Source organism: Lentzea kristufekii, assembly GCF_033949925.1.
GTDB lineage: Bacteria > Actinomycetota > Actinomycetes > Mycobacteriales > Pseudonocardiaceae > Lentzea > Lentzea kristufekii.
Genome location: NZ_JAXAVV010000042.1, coordinates 12539 through 30750, shown reverse-complemented (window position 1 = coordinate 30750; position 18212 = coordinate 12539). Strand labels below are relative to the sequence as shown.

At 69.3% G+C, this 18212-nt stretch carries 12 protein-coding genes; 7 read left to right on the top strand and 5 right to left on the bottom strand.

All coding sequences use genetic code 11. The annotated features are described in order from the left end of the window. Positions 1–2: 2 nt before the first annotated feature. Positions 3–485, bottom strand: a complete 483-nt coding sequence (locus SK571_RS44225; RefSeq protein WP_319990099.1) for a hypothetical protein — start codon at positions 483–485, stop codon at positions 3–5. A 155-nt stretch (positions 486–640) separates the two neighbouring features. Continuing rightward, a complete protein-coding gene (locus SK571_RS44220) occupies positions 641–1153 on the bottom strand; it encodes a GNAT family N-acetyltransferase (RefSeq protein ID WP_319990098.1) in 513 nt (170 codons plus the stop codon). Here SK571_RS44220 and SK571_RS44215 point away from each other — a divergent pair. From SK571_RS44215 to SK571_RS44200, 4 genes are all read left to right on the top strand, one after another. Continuing rightward, entirely contained in the window at positions 1152–2093 is a 942-nt protein-coding gene (locus SK571_RS44215; protein ID WP_319990097.1) for a nucleoside hydrolase, read from the top strand. The genes SK571_RS44220 and SK571_RS44215 overlap by 2 nt on opposite strands. A 46-nt stretch (positions 2094–2139) precedes the next feature. Next, a complete protein-coding gene (locus SK571_RS44210) occupies positions 2140–3039 on the top strand; it encodes an LCP family protein (protein ID WP_319990096.1) in 900 nt (299 codons plus the stop codon). Positions 3040–3299: 260 nt separating this feature from the next. Further along, the gene (locus tag SK571_RS44205; protein ID WP_319990095.1) at positions 3300–7109 is read left to right on the top strand and encodes an nSTAND1 domain-containing NTPase; all 3810 of its coding nucleotides are present in this window, start codon (positions 3300–3302) and stop codon (positions 7107–7109) included. A gap of 55 nt (positions 7110–7164) precedes the next feature. Further along, entirely contained in the window at positions 7165–7662 is a 498-nt protein-coding gene (locus SK571_RS44200; protein ID WP_319990094.1) for a DUF2165 domain-containing protein, read from the top strand. Here the strand turns inward: SK571_RS44200 and SK571_RS44195 are convergent. The 3 genes from SK571_RS44195 to SK571_RS44185 form a co-directional block, all read right to left on the bottom strand. Further along, entirely contained in the window at positions 7637–9691 is a 2055-nt protein-coding gene (locus tag SK571_RS44195; protein ID WP_319990093.1) for a diguanylate cyclase domain-containing protein, read from the bottom strand. The genes SK571_RS44200 and SK571_RS44195 overlap by 26 nt on opposite strands. A 447-nt stretch (positions 9692–10138) precedes the next feature. After that, on the bottom strand, positions 10139–12457 hold the full coding sequence (locus tag SK571_RS44190) for a helix-turn-helix transcriptional regulator (RefSeq protein ID WP_319990092.1): 2319 nt from the start codon (positions 12455–12457) through the stop codon (positions 10139–10141). Positions 12458–12459: 2 nt separating this feature from the next. Continuing rightward, complete coding sequence (locus tag SK571_RS44185) at positions 12460–13686, bottom strand: Hsp70 family protein (protein WP_319990091.1); 1227 nt, start codon at positions 13684–13686, stop codon at positions 12460–12462. A gap of 221 nt (positions 13687–13907) precedes the next feature. Here SK571_RS44185 and SK571_RS44180 point away from each other — a divergent pair, with 221 nt between their 5' ends. From SK571_RS44180 to SK571_RS44170, 3 genes are all read left to right on the top strand, one after another. Beyond that, on the top strand, positions 13908–14804 hold the full coding sequence (locus SK571_RS44180) for an IniB N-terminal domain-containing protein (protein WP_319990090.1): 897 nt from the start codon (positions 13908–13910) through the stop codon (positions 14802–14804). A gap of 205 nt (positions 14805–15009) precedes the next feature. Next, on the top strand, positions 15010–16821 hold the full coding sequence (locus SK571_RS44175) for a dynamin family protein (RefSeq protein ID WP_319990089.1): 1812 nt from the start codon (positions 15010–15012) through the stop codon (positions 16819–16821). After that, complete coding sequence (locus SK571_RS44170) at positions 16818–18212, top strand: P-loop NTPase family protein (RefSeq protein ID WP_319990088.1); 1395 nt, start codon at positions 16818–16820, stop codon at positions 18210–18212. Before SK571_RS44175 ends, SK571_RS44170 begins: the two co-directional genes overlap by 4 nt.

The window sequence follows — 18212 nt, the reverse complement described above, 5'->3', positions numbered from 1 at the left end:
TCTCACCTGCCGTCACGGACGTGACTGATGTACGGCTCGTAGGCCGACAGGTCACGGGACGGTTCGTACCTGCTGAGGTAGTAGTAGTCCGCCACGATGTTGGCCTGCTGTTCGGTGTTGAAGTCGGCGAACGTCTTCCCGAGCAGGCCTTCCGCACCGCCGTAGTCGTAGAGGCCCTTCGCGAAGAACCCGGCGATCGCGGTCGGCAGGAGGCTCAGGACGCTGCGGCCGTGTTGGTACTGGTAGGCGTGCGTGAGTTCGTGGACCAGCCAGCGCTCGTAGCGGGCCTGGTGTTGCGGTGTGGTCAGCACGCCCTTGGGGAAGGTGACGAGGCGCGGGAGGGTTCGGGCCACGCCGAAGCTGCCCAGGAGGCCGCCTTCGGCGAGGCTCAGTGCGCTGATGTCCAGGGCGTCGCCGAACACCTCGCGGGCTATCGAGGCCTCGTGCGACTCCAGGTTGCGGCGGAACACAGGTCGGAACACCACGGTGGCTCCCCTGCTCTGGCTTCGGGCTGGTCGAGCAAGGATGTCACGGGCCAGTTGGGGTGGACCGAAACCCGGGCCGTTCACGTCCGGAACGCACCGACGAGAACGCGCCGGAGTCCTGTTTGGACAAGACGGCTCAGGCGTGCTGATCGAGATCAGGCTGCGACGCCCGTGAGCCGGTAGCGGATCTCCTTCAGCTCGGCCCCGCCGATGCTCTCGGTCTTGGCCGTACCGTCGACGCGGAACCCGAGCCGCTCGTAAAACCGCGGCGCCCGCAGGTTGTCGTCGAACACCCACAGCACCACGTCCTGCTCCGCCCCGAGCGCCGCACGTGCCAGCTCGTACCCCAGCGGAGTGGCCCACGCCGAGGGCAGCACGTAGAGCGCGTACAGCTGGAACGCGGCGTCGGGCTCGCTGGACGGGCCGACGACGCAGAACCCGGCCACGGTGTCGTCGACGAGGCCTACCCAGACTCCGCCGCGCGGGATGGCCCGCTCCCACATCGACGCGCGCTCCTCAACGGAGAGGTCGTCCAGCACGGAGTCCGGCACGAGGCCGCGGTAAGCGGCCTGCCAGGCCTGTACGTGCACCGACGCTACGGCAGGAGCGTCGGAGGTGACTGCGAGACGGACCGTCATGGCTTCCCCCGCTGGCATGATCGAACGCATGCGGATCATCGTCGACGCGGACCCCGGCATCGATGATGCCCTCGCTTTGTACTACCTGCGTGCCCAGCCGGAAATCGAAATAGTCGCCATCGGCACGGTCCACGGCAACGTGCCGGTCCAGCAGGCCACGGCCAACGCGTTGAGGCTCACCGAACGCCTCGGGCTCGACGTTCCCGTGGCCACGGGTGCGGCGAAACCGCTGGCGCAGCCCCTCATGACCGCGGAGGACGTGCACGGCCAGGACGGTCTGGGCGGGCACGCGGGAGACGAGCCCGCCGCCTCTCCCACCGGAGAAAGTGCTGCCGAGCAGCTGGCGAACAAGGCACGGGAGAATCCCGAAGAACTGAGCCTGCTCGCGATCGGGCCGTTGACGAACGTCGCTCTCGCCCTGCAGATCGAGCCGCGTCTGCCGCAGTTGCTCGGCAAGGTCGTCGTCATGGGTGGCGCGCTCAACGTGCCCGGCAACATCACCTCCCAGGCCGAGGCCAACTTCTGGCACGACCCGGAAGCGGCCGATCTCGTCCTCGCCGCCGGCTTCGAGGACCTCACGATCGTCGGACTCGACGTCACCATGGAGGGGCACGCGCCGCAGGAGTGGCTCGACGCGCTGCCCCACGACTGCTTCCCACGGCGGATCCTCGGCTTCTACGCCGACTTCTACGGCAGCTTCCTCGGCAAGAAGGGCTTCGTCCCGCACGACCCGCTCGCGGCGGCGATCCTCTGCGACCCCGGCCTCGCGACCTACCGCGAGGACCGGTTCGCGATCGAGCTCACCGGCCGCTACACGCGCGGCAAGATCGTTGCCGACCAGCGGGTCCTGGCCGAGGACAGCCCGTTCGGACGTGACATCGCCACCGAACGCACGAGGGCCAAGTACGCCGTCACGGCGGACAACGACCGGTTCCTCGACCAACTGAGGCACGCTGTGACACAACCATGACGAACCACCGACGGGACCTGGACAAACAACGGGGACCGTGAGAAGCATGAACGTCCACTTGAAACGATGGCTCGCGGTCTCGGGGGCCGCCGTGGTCATCGCGACGGGCGTCGTGGCCGGGGGCTCCTACTGGCGGCTCGAGAGCAATCTCAAGACCGTCGATCTCGCCAAGGAGATCACTCACCCCAGGCCTCCGTCGACGCCTGGCCGGCCCCTCAACATCCTCCTGGTCGGCAAGGACGACGACCGGTCCGACACCGCCATGGTCGTCCAGCTGAACGCGACGGGCGACCAGGCCCGCGTGGTCAGCATCCCGCGCGACACGATGGTGCCGAGGCCGCGTTGCGGGGACGACCCGCCGGTCGCGATCGCCATGTTCAACAGCGCCTTCTCCACCGGCGGCGCCGCGTGCACCGTGGCGACGGTCGAGCAGATGAGCGGCATCCGGATCGACCACTTCGTGCAGCTCGACTTCAACGGGTTCCGCGACGTCGTGGACCGGCTCGGCGGCGTCGACGTCACGATGCCCGAGGCGATCGACGACGAGAAGAGCGGGCTGCACGTGCCGGCGGGGCCCACGAAGCTGGACGGAACTCAGGCGCTCGCATTCGTGCGCACCCGCTACAGCATCGGTGACGGCAGCGACCTGAACCGCATCAAGAACCAGCAGCTGTTCATGCGGGCTTTGAGCGAGAAACTGGCGAACGAGAACTGGCTCGCCAGTCCGGCGAAAACGCTCGAACTCGCCGACATCCTCACGAAGTCCATCGTCACGGACACCGGAATCGGCTCGATTCCGAAACTGGCCGATCTCGCGGGGAAACTCACCGCGTTGAAACCGGACGCCATCACGTACGTGACGCTCCCGACCGAGACCTACCTGCCCGATCCGAACCGGGTCCAGCCGAAGCAACCGGAGGCGGACGCGCTCTGGCAGGCCGCCTGACCTAGCAGACCGCTCCCTGCCATTCGCCGGGAAGCGGACCCGCGGGCCACGGCTGAGGAGACCCCCAGTGCTCCTCAGCCGTGGACGCTCTGCCCCAGTCGGTCACTCTCACGGTGGCGATCTCCCCTGCTCGTGAAGGACGTGGGGTCGAGGTTGTCAGACCACCTCGTTATGGTGGGTCTCTGACTGCCTGTGCGGCGCGTGCGCCGCAGCTCAGACGGGCGGTCCTCGTTTTCCGGTCCGGACGAGGAGGAGGCCGGTTGGGACCCCGTGGCGTCTTCGCGGAGCGCTTCGCGCTGCTCTACGCGGAGGCAGGCGACCCTCCCCTGAAGAGGGTCACGGAATCGGTCACCCGTGCCCGCCGATCGGACGAGCAGGGCAGGCCGCTGCGAGTGCCCGCCCAGCGGGTCAGCGACTGGCGGCGGGGGCGCAACGTTCCCGCCAGGTTCAGCGGGCTGAGCGCGGTCCTCGAGGTCCTCGTCGGCGAGGCACGCAAGCGCAGGCCCCAGCCGGCGATCGACGGCCTGTACGAGCTCGACGCGTGGCGCGCCCTCTGGGAAGAGGCGCTCGCGAGCCCCGTCACCGAAACGGACACACCCCCTCAGGGAGACGACTCCGTCTGCCCGTACATGGGTCTGAGCGCATTCGGGCCGCAGGACGCGAATTGGTTCTTCGGCCGGGAAATGGCGACGAACGCACTTCTCGACCGGCTGAACGACAACGGCATCACAATGCTCGTGGGCGCGTCCGGCGCCGGTAAGTCCAGTTTGATGAAAGCGGGCGTGCTGCCCCGGCTGGACAAGGAGACCATCGTCATCTCGCCGGGCACCGATCCGCTGAAGGAGTTCGCGCTCCAGGTGCCGGAGCTGATCCCCGCGCTGGAGTCGGCGGTCGCCGCGGACGGGCACGTCGACCTCACGCACGAGGTGCAGCTCGCGGTCGGCGACCGGGTGGTGATCGTCGACCAGTTCGAGGAGGCGTTCACCCTCGGCGGCGACGAGAACCGGTTGCGGATCTTCGTGCAGGCCCTGCACGCGGCGGCGGAGAAGAGCGCGGTCGTGCTCGGCGTGCGGGCCGACTTCTACGCCCGCTGCCTCGACTTCCCCGAGCTCGCCGAGGCCCTGCAGAGCAGGCAGATGGTGCTCGGCGCGATGTCCGCGGCCGAGGTGCGCGACGCCGTGACGAGCCCGGCCAAGGCCGCGGGCCTGCAGCTGGAGGCCGGTCTGGTCGACCTCGTGCTGCGCGACCTGGGCACGCACAACCGCCGCGGCAAGGACGCGTACGACGCCGGCGCGCTCCCCCTGCTCAGCCACGCACTGCTGGTGACGTGGCAACGCAGGCAGGCGGGGCGCCTCACGATCGCCGGCTACCGGGCGGCCGGCGGCATCCAGGGCGCCGTCGCCGCCACCGCCGAACGTGCCTGGTCGGATCTCGACGAACCGGCCAGGGCCGCCGCGAGGCAGCTGCTCCTGCGCCTGGTCAGGGTCGGTGACGACACGCAGGACACCCGCCGCCGGTCCAGCCGTCACAGCCTGCTGGAAGCCAGCACGAACCTCCCCGCCACGGAACGCGCGCTGGAAGTCCTCACGCACGCCCGCCTCATCACCGCGGACGCCGGTTCGGTCGAGATCACGCACGAGGCGTTGCTGCAGGCCTGGCCCCGGTTGCGCAGCTGGATCGACGAGGACCGCGCGGGCAACCTCACCCGGCAACGGCTGGAGGAGGACGCGGCGACGTGGTCCGCGCACGACCGCGACTCGTCACTGCTCTATCGCGGCGCACGGCTGGAGGGAGTGCGGCAGCAGCGAGACGTCACCACGATCGCCAAGGAGTTCGTGCGCACGTCCGAACGCCAGCACCGCAAGAACGTCTGGCTGCGCAGGTCGGCGGTCGCGCTGGTGGCGGTGTTCGCACTGATCGCGGCGGGCGCGGCCGTGATAGCGGTGAACCAGCGCAACGACGCCCAGTTCCGCCAGGTCGTCGCCGAGGCCGACCGGCTGACCGGGAGCGATCCGTCGCTGTCGGCGCAGTTCCTGATGGTCGCGCACCGCATGCGCCCGGACGACCAGGGCGTGGTCGCGAAGCTGCTCGCCATCCAGCAGGTCCCGCTGGCCGTGCCGCTCGTCGGGCACACCGGCGCGGTCTACCTGACGACGTTCAGCCCGGACGGCTCGCTGCTCGCCACCGCCAGCTACGACCGCACCGCACGCCTGTGGGACGTCCGGGACCGCAGCCGCCCCAAGGAGCTCGCGGTGATCGCCGAGCACAGGAACTGGCTGAGTACGGCGGTGTTCTCCCCGGACGGCAAGGTGCTCGCGACCACCGGCCAGGACGCGACGATCCGGCTCTGGGACGTGACGAACCCGAGTTCCCCCAGGGCGTTGAAGACGATCGAGACCGGCAACGGCCCCTCGTACCTGCTGGAGTTCAGCCCGGACGGCACGCTGCTCGCCGCGGCGAACGAGGACCGCTCGGCGGGGCTGTGGGACGTCCGCGATCCGGCGAACCCCAAGCCGTCCGGCGAGCCGATGCGCGAGCACGCCGCCTCGGTCCGCTCTCTCTCGTTCAGCCCGGACGGCAAGACCCTGGCCACCGCGGGCGACGACCAGACGATCCGGCTGTGGGACGTCGCCACGAGAAAGACCGTCGGCAAGCCGATGACGGGCCACACGCTCGGCATTCACAGCGTGGCGTTCAGCCCGGACGGCAAGCTGCTCGCGAGCGGCGCCGACGACAAGATGGTGCGGCTGTGGGACCCGGCCACGCAGGAACCGGTGGGGCAGCCGCTCGTCGGCCACACCGGACCGGTGTGGTCGGTGAAGTTCAGCCCGGACGGCCGCACGCTCGCCTCCGGCGCGTCCGATGCCACCGCACGGCTGTGGAGCCTCACCAACCCGGCCTCACCGACCCCGCTCGGCCGGCCGCTCGCCGCACGGGGGGCCGGCATCTTCGCGGTCGGTTTCAGCCCGGACGGCGACTCGCTCGCGACCGGTTCGCTGGAGAACGCCGTGAACCTGTGGTCCTTGCCGCAGGCGATGCTCATCGGCCATTCCTCCCAGGTGACGACACCCTCGTTCAGTCCGGACGGCAAGATCGTCGCGACCGGCTCCGGCGACAAGACCGTGCGGCTGTGGAACGTCTCGGACCCGCAGCACCCCAAGCAGATCGGGCAACCGCTGCTCGGGCACGAACGTTCGGTCAGCAGGCCGCGGTTCCGCCAGGACGGCAAGGTGCTGGCCACCGCGGCCGGCGACAAGACGGTGCGGCTGTGGGACGTGAGCGATCCGGAGCACCCGAAACCGCTGGGCGAACCGCTCGTCCTGTCCAACCGGTTCTCGGCGTGGGCGGTGTTCCGCCCGGACGGCCAGGTGCTGCTGACCAGCAACACCGACGAGTCGGTGCGGTTGTGGGACGTGCGCGACCCGGCGCGGCCCGTACCGCTCGGTGTCCCGCTGACCGGGCACGACGCCTACATCAACGACGTCGAGTTCAGCCCGGACGGCCGCACGGTCGCCACGGCGAGCAGCGACAAGACGGTCCGGCTCTGGGACGTGAGCGATCCGGAGCGGCCGCGGCAGCTGGGAGAGCCGATCAAGGCGCCCCAGGTCGTGGGGCAGGCGATCTTCACCGCGGACGGGCGCACGCTCATCACCTCGGGGCAGGACAAGGTGATCCGGCTCTACGACGTGCGCGACCGCGAGCACCCGGTGCGGATCAGCGAGCTGTCCGGGCACACCGGCACGATCAGCGCGATCTCGGTCAGCGCGGACGGCAGGACGCTGGTGAGCAGCAGCGCCGACAGGACGTTCCGGCTGTGGAACGTCGAGGATCCGGCCAAGCCGTACTACCTGGGCCGGCAGATCGCGGGCGACTGGGCGGCGGAACCGCTGGCCCAGTTCGCGCCGCAGGGCGACGTGCTCGCCACCGGCAACGCGGACGGCATCGTCCGGCTGTGGGACCTCGACGTGGAGCACGAGATCACGCGGATCTGCACGGCCACCCGAGGCGTGCTGACACCCGCGCTGTGGCAGGAACGTCTGTCTCAGATGGACTTCCGGGATCCGTGCTGACCCTCACCGCGCAACTGCTCTCACAGTCGGCACCGCATCGGTTACTGTCCGCTCCATGCGTCTTCTTGCTCGGGTCGGCAGCTTGCGCGCGATCGTCGCGGTGACCGTCGGGTTCATCGCTCTCAACATGATTCTGGTGGTGCTCGGCAACGTCACGGACTACGGCACGAACGAGGCGTTCGTGCAGCACGTCCTGGCGATGGACACCACGTTCGGCGAGGGGCTGAAGTGGCGGGCCATCACGAGCCCGGCCGTCGTCACGATCGTCTACGTCGCGATCATCCTGTGGGAGGCGATCTCCGCGGTCCTGCTGACCGCCGGCACCATCGCCTACCTCCGCGACAAGGAGGACAGCGCACGCAAGTTCGCGTCCGCCGGCCTGCTGATGATCGTGGCGCTGTTCCTCGGCGGGTTCATCACCATCGGCGGCGAGTGGTTCGCGATGTGGCAGTCGAAGGACTGGAACGGCATCAGCGCGGCGCTGCGCATGGTGACCATCGCGGGCTTCGCGCTGATCCTCGTGCACCTCAACCCGCGTCGGGCCACGCAGTAGTCGGCTCCACGCAGAACACCGGCCCGACACCCGCGTCGGCACCGAGTTCATCCCACCAGTCGCGCTGCTCGGCGTCCTCGATGGAGTCGACCACCACCATCCCACCGGCCTCGTGCACGAACCCGACGAGGTCGCTGAGCACGTGCGACACCAGTTCGTCCGGCTTCTGGCGACGCCCCTTCACCCGCACGGCCGCCACCCCGAGCGAGCGCACGAGCTCGATCTCGGCGGTGGAGCCCTGGAAGTCGCGCGCCCCGATGTGGATGCCCATGTCCGCCAACAGATCCAGGTTGTCGGCGGCCTCGCTGTCCTCGGACGCGAGCACGTGCACGGGGAAGCCCAGCAACAACCGCCCGGCCTGCAACCCGGTGTCGGCCAGCACGCGCCGCACGTCCCGAACCAGGTCCGGGTTGTTCACCAGGCTCTCGGTCAGGCAGACCGCGAGCGTCTCGTCGTACCGGCAGGCGGTCTCGGCGGCCGTCCGCAACATCCACTCGCCGAGCGGCAGCATCAGCCCGGTGTGCTCGGCCATCGTCACGCACTTCTCGTGCTGGATCAGCCCGGCGTCCCGATGCCGCCAGTTCAGCTCGGCCTCGACGCACACCCGCGCCGACCCGTCGAGCTTCATGACGGGGTTGAACACGACCTCGATCTCGCCGTTCTCCCAAGCCCCTGGCATCACGGCGGCAAGCGCGAGGTCCTCCTGCTCCCGCTTGTCCTGCGTCGCGTCGTGCAGCCCCCACTGCCGCCGCCCACTGCGCTTGGCCCGCCGCAACGTCATGTCCGAGGCGCGCAGCACCTCGGCGGGATGATCTCCAGGATGCAGCCGGGGCAACACCCCGATCGACGCTGACACCGCAACCCCGTGCTCACCGAAGTAGACGGGCTCGGCGAGCTCGTGCTCGATCATCCGGATCGTCGTGTCGACGTCCGGCGTGTCGACCCCGTTCTCCACCAGCGCGGCGAACTCGTCACCCTCGAGGCGAGCGACCATCGCCTTCTCGGCGGAGAACACGGAGCTGAGCCGCTCAGCGACGAGCTTCAAAACCTTGTCACCGACCTCGCGCCCGAGCCCGTCCGTGATCACCGCGAAGGCGTCGAGATCGAGGTGGTACAGCGTCACCCCGTGCTCGATGTCGCTGTGCAGCAACGACTCCAGCCGGGTGGTGAGGTACTGCCGGTTCGGCAGCCCGGTCAGCGCGTCGTGCAACGACTGGTACTGCAACCGCCCACCGAGCAACGTCAGCTGGCTGTCGTCGTCGATCATCACCACGTAGTGCCGGGGGTTGTCCTCGGCGTCCTTCTGCAGGGTCGCCGCGAGCAACACCCGGAAGTGCTCACCATCGCGATCGATGAGCCGCGGCCGTTCCTCCACCCGCCGCATCCGCCCGTACCGCAGGCCGGCCAACGCGTCGTTGATGAGCGGTAAGTCGGCGGGAGCGATCAAGTCGGTGAGCGTCATCCCAGCAACGTCTTCACGCCGGAGGATGGTGCACAACGCCTCGTTGGCCCGCATCAGCTCCCCGTCGAGACCGACAATCGCAATGCCGGTGGACGAGTGCGCGAAAATGTCCTCGAACCGCTCCTCGCTGGCCTGCAAATCGAGCTGCACAGCCCGATTCGCCCGCAACAAGGCCTGACTGACACTTTCCTGCTGCTCCAGCACGAAGGCCTGAATGGCCGCCGTGTAAGCAGCAGACACGGCACCGATCACCAACGCGGCCTGCTGGGCGTCCGCCCCCTCCTGCACGATGAACCGCGCAAGGATCTCGACCGACTCCAGCAAGCTCTCAGCGCCGACGCAGTGCATCTCGACCAGCCGAGTACCGACCCACGAGGCCACGCCAGGTTCGTCGGCGAGCGCCTCAGCCACCACGTTGAGCAGCTCACGCAACTCTTCGGTCAGCTTCGCCGCGGAAAGCGGTATGTACGCGGTGCGACTGATCTTCATCGCCCAGTCGCGCGCCAGCTCGTCACGTCCCAGCGGACGTGACGGTCTCGCGTCGTCCTGGCTCGGCAACCGTTCCACCTGACCTGCTCGGCGAGCAACGGTGCGGAAGCCTACCGCCAGCAACCCACACCGTCGCAACGCACGAAGACGTTCCCTCCAACGGGGTAATAGCAATCTCTGAGCGTTACAACAATTACTAGCTCGATCGGACCAATTTTCTCACGAACCGCCAGAACCCTCGACCCCAGATCGACTGACGGGCGGCCAACGGAGCCTTGGTAACGGAGAACGGCCGACCGAGCACCAACGACGGCCCGCGCCCATGGGCAAGCACCTGATCGCACGCGATGCCGAAGGCGAGCCGTCCTTACCAAACGGACTGGGTGGGGCGCGCCCCTCTAAGCAACGCGCCTGCGCCCAAAGCAACAGGCGTGCCATCTACCCGCGCACGGCGTGGACCCCGGCTTTGGATCAGATTGGCGGGGTCTGGGGCGGAGCCCCAGGTCTGGGACTTAGCCCCACGAATCAGCCCGACCCGACGATGTGCCGCAACTGGGCCAGCAGATCGGACCGAGACGTGGACCCCAACCGCTGCCTCATCCGGGCCATGTGGTGCTCAACAGTCTTGGCGGAGATGAACAACCGATCCCCCACCTGCCGATAAGTCATCCCCTCCAACACCAACTGAGCCACCTCCCGCTCCCGATCGCTCAACTTCCCGGCATCCTCGACCACGGCCACGACATCAGCCTCAGCAGCACGCCGAGCGGAAACCGGCCTCCCCTGCAACAACCGGGCGCAGTCCAGCAGCCGAACCATCGCCTGCCGATCAGAAGTCCGAATCGCAGCCTGCCCAGCCAGCCGGGAAGCGTCCCACCACAACCCGACCGCGTGCAGGCTCCGAGCCACTTCCTCGACCCGATCCGCGTCGACATCTCCAGCGACAACGTCCAGCCAGCACTCAGCCGCGGCGGACAAGATCGCGCAGTACCGGCTCCGCTCCCGATGGACCGCCAGCGCAGCGGCATGCTCCTCAGCAGCCGCGGAGTTCTCATCGATGATCGCCGCGTGCAGCAAACTCCAGTGCAGCTGCGTGGCCCACATCGGTGGATTCCCCAACGACCGCAACAACGCAGCGGCCTGAGCCAAGTGCGGCGCCAACCGCTCCTTGTCCCTCAACCGAGCCGCCGCAGCGGCGAACTCCCCCAACGGCAACAGGCTGAACAGGTCCACAGGATGCCGGAGAACGGCCTCGCAGGCCTGCTCCCAGGTCCGCCGCAACGTCGCGAGATCGGAGTTCCGCCGGGCCACCCCGACTTCAAGGGCCACCGCGAAAATCCAGTCACGAGGCTCAAAAGCCCCTCGAACGGACATCAGCGTCTCGCGAGCCACGGCCAGGTTCCCGCGCAACATCTGCAGCCACGCCTGCAACAGCCGGTGCCGGACGGACATCAGCACCCCACCGGTACCGGTCTCCACGGCCCGGTCCAGCACCGACTCGGCAACGTTCGGCTCACCGCAGTGCACGGCGACCAGGGCAGCCAGAGCAGCCGGGCTGTCCGGCAACAACACCGCTCCACCAGCTGGTTCGAGCATCGACGAAGCGCGTACCAAAGTGGACAGTGCCGCGGTCTCGCCGCCGGCCACCGACTGCCGAACCCCCTGCAGCATCAACGAAGCCGCGCCACCCAGCATCGTCGGAGGCTGCGGAGGCGTCTCTTCGAACAGATGCCCGGTACCGATCAGCCCGATCCCGGCGAACGCAGCCGCATACGGAGTTGCCGCCCACCGGAACAACTCGGTGCTGCGCGCCAACTGCCCGCGGTGGGCCAGCGCGACGGCCGCCACCTCGGCGGCGGTTCGCCGGTGCGGCGAGTCGGCGACGCTGATGACCTGGTCGGCGAGACGCAGAGCGCCGTCCAGGTCCCCGGCCATGGCCGAAGCGGTGGCCCAGGAGGCAGCGGTTTCAGCAGAGGGCGTACCTCCGCCGGTCGAGGCCTTGAACAACCGGGCGGCAAGTGCGGGATCGGCGGCCAGAGCCTCACGAGCAGCCGCGACGAACACGGGCCCGCCGATCCCGGTGTCGAGCAGAGGCCGGACCAGGTCCAGCACCGGCCCACCGCGGTCGAGCTGCAACTGCGCCAGCTTCTGCCGCACCGCGATCCGGCGTTCGGCACGGGTCAGCGCACCGACAGCCCGCAGCGCCAGCGGCAGCAGGGTGCCGTCCTCGGCGAGCATGCCCGTCGCCCGAGCGGCCTCGATGATGTCGCTGACCTCGTCGAAGTCCTTGTCCAGCAACGCGGACAGCAGGTCCAGCCGCTGAGCGGCACCGGCCTCGGCGGCCAGCAGGAACTTCTGCAGGTCCGCGTCCAGCCAGTCGAGATCCGCGCGGAACGCGCCGAGCGCGTCAGCGGAAACCTCGGACACAGCCCCAAGGCGTTCGACGAACAGCGGCACGCCACCGGTCTGCGCGAACACGAAGTCGGCGACGGGCTTGGCGGCGCCGAGCAGTTCGCGGACACCTTCACGGGACAGCGGTGCCAGCGGCACCACGACGGCGCCACGGCTCAGTTCGGCCAGCGCCGCACGGCGCGGCCAGGGCCGGTGGGCAAGTACCAGAAGAGGTTCCGCGGCAAGCGAGCGCAGGGAGGCGTCGTCCAGCAGGTGCGCGTCGTCCACGATGCGCACAGCAGAGTTGGTGATCTCCGAAAGCAGCGCTGTCTTGCCGTAACCACCAGGCGCCGCAACGACAACGCGCAGGCGTGTACCCGCGGCGGCTTCGTTGATCCGGTCGAGGACACCCCGCACCGGGGCGTCCAGCACCAACCTGGCTCGCGTGGTCACGCTCAACGGCCGTCCTCATCATCGTCTCGGGATCGGGAGCTCGAGCTGGAACCGGCGCGGCGTCCGACGGGCTTCAGCACGCGCGCGACGCGCTTCACCCGCCTCGGCGGCAGTTCCAGCGGGGACACGTCCACCGGCGGGCGGGGCGGTGGCGCGGTGAACTCGTCGTCGAGGCTCGGTACCTCGCCGACGGGGAAGCGCATGGCGGCTTCGCGGGTGTGCACGAGGACCGACGTGTCGAGCGGTTCCGGCTCGACCTCGGGGCCCATCAGGACCAGCCGTGCGGCGACCGCGAGGCCCTTGGCGACCGAGTGCTCGGGGCGGGCCTCGGCCAGCACTCGGCAGTCGACCGCGGACGACAGCGCGTCGCCGATCACGGGCATCCGGCAGGCGCCGCCGACGAGCAGCACCGCGTCGGGCTGCACGGTTCCCACGGCACGAACGAAGGTGCTGACCAGGTGGTCGACGGACGGCCGGATCTCGTCCACGAACTCGTCGCGCGCGATCTCCACGCCGCTGACGACGACCGACGGTGCGGAAGGGCCGAACGCCCGCTTCGCCGCCTCGCACTCGGCGGACGACACGCGGCCGTCCTTGCCGAGCCGGCCGCGCACCAGCCCGTGGAGCAGGTCGTCGAAGTCGGCGCCGGTGTGGTGGTCGACGCCGTCGACGTGGTTGACCAGTTCGAACGTCCGGTTCTGCGCACGCCGGACCAGTGATGCGGAGAAAGCGTGGCTGCCCAGCGAAAAGACCGCCAGCGACGCGTCGAGCACCACGCGGGAACGCACGGCGTGGTTCTCGGCGGCGGCCAGCGGCTCCGGCACGAGCGTCGCGTCGGGCAACCCGACCGCCCGCAGTGCCGCGAAGAGCTGTCCGCGGCGGTAGGGACCCCACCCGGCCGGGTGACTCACCGCCAGGTGACGGGGCTGTTCACCCTCCCGGGCGACCACCTCGCCGACGACCCACATGATCAGCAACGCGGTGAGCTCCTCGGCCGGGCACAGCTCCGGGCCCAGCGCGAACGGCACCGCGTCACCGACCCGGCGGGCGAAGCCGACGGCGGTCCACCCGGCCACGCCGCGCTCGCCGACCGAGAACGTCCCAGCCTCCGTGAGCTGCAGCGACGACGGCACCACCAGGGCGATCTCGGCATCGCGGGCACCGTCGAGGCGGCACACGGCAGCCGTCGTCCGGGTGGTCCCGACATCCACTCCGAGTACGTACGCCAAGTCTCTTCCTCACCTGTTCGCAGCAGCGACCAGTACCTACACGGGTGAACAAGAGACGCTCAAGCGAGGCCCCTAATCCCCTAGGGGGTCAACGACCGTCACCCCATCGGGGAACGGGGATTCACTGGGAGTGATCCCCGATGCCGGTCAGGGGCCCGCTCTCATAACTTTCAGCCACACACCCCGACCGAATTCGTGCCTTCATTCAGGAGTTCCTTCAGATGATCCAGCCCAGCACGCTCCACGACTTCGTGCTCAACCTGCTCAGCGACCCGTCGCTCAAGGACGCCTTCGCGGCCGACGCTCAGGGCACCCTGGAGCAGGCTGGTCTGGCCGACATCACCGCCGTCGACGTGCAGGAAGTCATCCCGCTGGTCCTCGACCTGCTGCCCGCCACCCCCGCTGGCCTGCCCGCCATCGACGGTGTCGACCTGACCCTGCCCGCCGGTGACGTCCTCGCGGACGGCCCGCTCGGCGCCATCAGCCAGCTGCAGGCGGTCGCGTCTCAGCTGACCTCGTCGGGCGTGAACCTCACCGACCTGCAGACCTCCTCCGCCGGCATGCTCGCGGTGGGCGAGGACGGCCTGCAGCTCGCGGCGGCGAACCAGAGCCTGGGCGAGTACGCCCGTGCCGGCCTGGGCATCGACGGTGACTTCTCCGCCGTGACCGACGTGACGTCGGTCCTCGACCAGACCGCGTCCCCGGTCACCGGCACCGTCCTCGACGTGGCCGACACCGCCACCGCCACGGTCGACGCGCCGCTCGACGGCGTCACCTCGACCGCCGGCCTGGACGGCGTCCTCGGCCAGCTCGGCGGCGTGACGGGCCTCGGCCACGACGCGCTCGGCGTGCTCGGCGGCGGCGACCTCAGCCTGGGCGTGCTGAACACCAGCGGCCTGGACGACCTGGCCAACGGCGACGTCGGCGCGCACTCCGTGGACACGATCGGCCAGGTCACGAGCACCGCGACCGGCCTCGTCGGCACGGCGACCGGTGTCGCGAGCACCGCGACCGGCGTTGCCGGTGACCACGGCGTCGGCAACGTGCTCGGCACCGTCACCGACGTGACCCACAACGTCCCGGTCGTCGGCGACCTGGACCTGGGCCTGCTCGGCTGAGCCACCCTCCCAACGCGGACCGGCCCTGTCTCTCGCAGACAGGGCCGGTTCGTCGTCTCGGTCAAGCCTCAGGCTGACAAAAAGCTCAAACCGATTCACGTTCCACGCGGTGAGCAACGTCACCGCCCTTCCGAACAGCCTCGTCTTCTCGAACTAAACCGGTATCGGATTCAAGGCTTTCACCCAAGGGGGTGAACACGGCACTATGAGTCAGGTGATGGCACCGCCCTGGCTCGACGTGCTCGACGAGACGATCGGGGCCTGCGTCACGCACCGGAGGCCCGATCTGGAGGCCCGGCTGCGGGAGAAGCGGGCACAGCAACTGGACCCCAAGTTGCGCGTTCTCGTCGTCGGCGAGTCCAAACAAGGCAAGAGCCAGCTCGTCAACGCGTTGCTCAACGCACCCGTGTGCGCGGTGGGCGACGACATCACGACGACTGTGCCCACCTTCGTCCAGCACGCGGACACCCCGTCCGCGGCTCTGGTCCGCAACGCCTCGGCGGGCGGATCGATCTTCCACACCCCGACCGAGCGCATCGCCGTGCCGATCGACCAGGTGACGAAACAGGCCGCCGCGCAGCACGTCGTGCGGGCCGAGATCGGCATTCCGCGCGCGCTGCTCGACAGCGGCCTGGTCCTGATCGACACCCCCGGTGTCGGCGACACCCGCTCCGCGCACACCGCCAGCACGTTCGCGACGCTGATGCAGGCCGACGCCGTGCTGCTGGTCTCCGACGCCACGGGTGAGCTGACCTCGGCGGAGATGACGCTGCTCAAGAAGATCATGGAGGCCTGCCCGAACGTCACGGTGGTGGTCACCAAGATCGACCTCGTGCCGAGCTGGCGGCACGTCGTGGAGCGCAACCGGGCACTGCTCGCCCGCGCCGGCATCCGCGCGAAGCTCATCCCCGTCTCGTCCGCGCTGCGCCTGCGCGCCGCGAAGACCGGCGACCAGCGCCTCAACAGCGAGTCCGGGTTCCCGGAACTGGTGACGTGCGTGCAGAGCGACATCGTGGCGAGCGCCGACCTGCTGGCCCGGCGCGCCGTCGCCGTCGTGGCGTCGTCGGCGATCACCCAGCTGGTCACGCCGTTGCGCGAGGAGCTCACGGCTCACGACTCGTCCCGCACGGTCGCCACGATCTCGACGCTGCAGGAGGCCCAGCGGCGCGTCGACGAGCTGCGCCGCCGGTCCGCGCGCTGGCAGAACGTGCTCAACGACGAGATGGCCGACCTGATCTCCGACGTCGAGTACGACCTGCGCGACAGGACCCGCAAGATCCTGCGCGAGGTCGACAAGACCTACGACGAGGCCGACCCCGCGATCGGCTGGGACAAGTTCGAGCAGTGGCTGGAGGACAACCTCAACGAGGCCGCCACCACGAACTTCGCCTGGTTGATGGAACGCGCGGAGTGGGTGGCCGCGAAGGTCGCCAGGAACTTCCCGGTCTACCGCGAGGACCTGATCCCGGGCTCGGTGCTGCCGGACGACCTGCTCGAACCGGCGAGCAAGCTGGAGAAGCCGAAGATCGAGCCGTTCTCGATGCCGCAGAAGCTCTTCACCGGTCTGCGCGGCTCCTACGGCGGCGTGCTGATGTTCGGCCTGGTCACCTCGCTCGCGGGGATGCCGCTGATCAACGTGATCTCGCTCGGCGCCGGCGCGCTGTTCGGCGGTAAGTCCATTTTGGACGAGAGCGACCAGCGGCTCAAGCGCCGTCAGGCAGCCGCGAAGGCCGCCGCGCAACGTCACGTGGACGACTTCTTCATGAAGTTCTCCAAGGACGTCCGCGACTCCGGGCGGCACATCCAGCGCTCGCTGCGCAACCACTTCAGCACGCTCGCCGAAGAGCTGCAGGAGACGTTGCTGGAGTCGGCCCGCAGCGCCAAGCGCGCGGTGCAGGACGACCAGACCGAACGCGAGCGCAGGATGCGGGAAGGCCGCAAGGAGCTGGACAAGCTCGTCACGCTCTACAAGCGGGTACAGGCACTCGGGGGTCCTGCGATGGAGCTCACCGCGTGACACTGGACCGCGTCGTCTGGTCGATGCTGCAAGAAGCGCTGGGTGTCTACCGGGACAGCCCCCGCGCCACGGCCTGGCTGCGCTCGCACGTCGAGCGCTACACCGAACCCGTGCGGATCGCGGTGGCCGGCAGGTCGCGGATCGGCAAGTCCACTGTGGTCAACGCGCTGGTCGGCGACGAGTTCACGCCGCAGAGCTCGTTCGTCTGGTACCGCGGCGGCACCGAGCAGCGGGCGCACGTGTTCCACGGCCCCGGCCGGCCGCACGAGGTCTCGATCGGCAGGCGGGGCAGCCGCAACCACGTCGAGACGGGCCAGTTCGACCGTTCCGACCGGATCGTCGTCGACTGGCCCGCGCGGACGCTGCGCGACGTCGTGCTGATCGACACCCCGTCCGAGGCCACGCCGGAACAGGTGCTCGGTGACGCGGACGCGTTGCTGTACCTGATGCGGCACGTGCAGGACGAGGACCTGAAGTTCCTGCAGTCCGCCAACGACCACCCGATCGCCAGGACCGCCGCGGTGCACACCGTCGCGGTACTCGCCCGTGCCGACGAGATCGGGGCCGGGCGGATCGACGCGCTGTCGTCGGCCAAGCAGATCGCCCGCCGCTACCGTCGTGACCCGGCCGTGCAACCGTTGTGCCAGAACGTGGTCTCGGTCGCCGGGCTGCTGGCGGTGGCCGCGAAGACGTTGCGGGAGGACGAGTTCGCCGCCCTGCGGGTGCTGTCGTCCCTGGGGCGCGAGGAGCTGGAGGACCACCTGCTGTCGGCGGACCGGTTCGCCGGCGAGCAGTTCCCGGTGACGATGGAACCCGCTGTGCGGCAGGCGTTGCTGGAGCGGTTCGGGATCTTCGGCGTCCGGCTGATCACCGCGTTGATCAGGCAGGGCTTCGACTCGCAGGTGAAGCTGACCGGCCAGCTGGTGCAGCGCAGCGGGCTCGGCGAGCTGCGCGACTCGATCGCCGTCCACTTCGTCGAACGCCGCGAGATCCTCAAGGCGCGCTCGGCGCTGCTGGCGCTCGACGTGCTGTTCCGGATGGAGCCGCGGCAGAACGCGCGCAAGCTGATGGCCGACCTGGAACGGGTCGTCGCCTCCGCGCACGACTTCCGCGAGCTGCGGCTCGTGGCCGCGCTGCAGTCCGGCCGCACGAAGCTGCCCGCCGAACTGCAGACCGAGGCGCTGCGGCTCGTCGGCGCCGAGGGCGTGGCTCCGCCCGCACGGCTGGGTTTCGAGTACGAGGCCGACGCCCGTGAGCTGCGCGAGGCGTTGCTCGACGCGCTGGTCCGGTGGCAGGCGCAGGCCGCGGACGTCCACGCGACCCACGCCCATCGCAAGGCCGCCCAGATCGTGGTCCGCACGTGTGAGGGGCTACTCCAGCAGTTCAGCTGA

Excerpts from the sequence above, each read along its gene's own strand:
- SK571_RS44220 (WP_319990098.1), bottom strand. The coding sequence starts at position 1,153 with ATGCGTTCGATCATGCCAGCGGGGGAAGCCATGACGGTCCGTCTCGCA.
- SK571_RS44180 (WP_319990090.1), top strand. The coding sequence starts at position 13,908 with ATGATCCAGCCCAGCACGCTCCACGACTTCGTGCTCAACCTGCTCAGC.
- SK571_RS44215 (WP_319990097.1), top strand. The coding sequence starts at position 1,152 with ATGCGGATCATCGTCGACGCGGACCCCGGCATCGATGATGCCCTCGCT.
- SK571_RS44200 (WP_319990094.1), top strand. The coding sequence starts at position 7,165 with ATGCGTCTTCTTGCTCGGGTCGGCAGCTTGCGCGCGATCGTCGCGGTG.
- SK571_RS44210 (WP_319990096.1), top strand. The coding sequence starts at position 2,140 with ATGAACGTCCACTTGAAACGATGGCTCGCGGTCTCGGGGGCCGCCGTG.
- SK571_RS44175 (WP_319990089.1), top strand. The coding sequence starts at position 15,010 with ATGAGTCAGGTGATGGCACCGCCCTGGCTCGACGTGCTCGACGAGACG.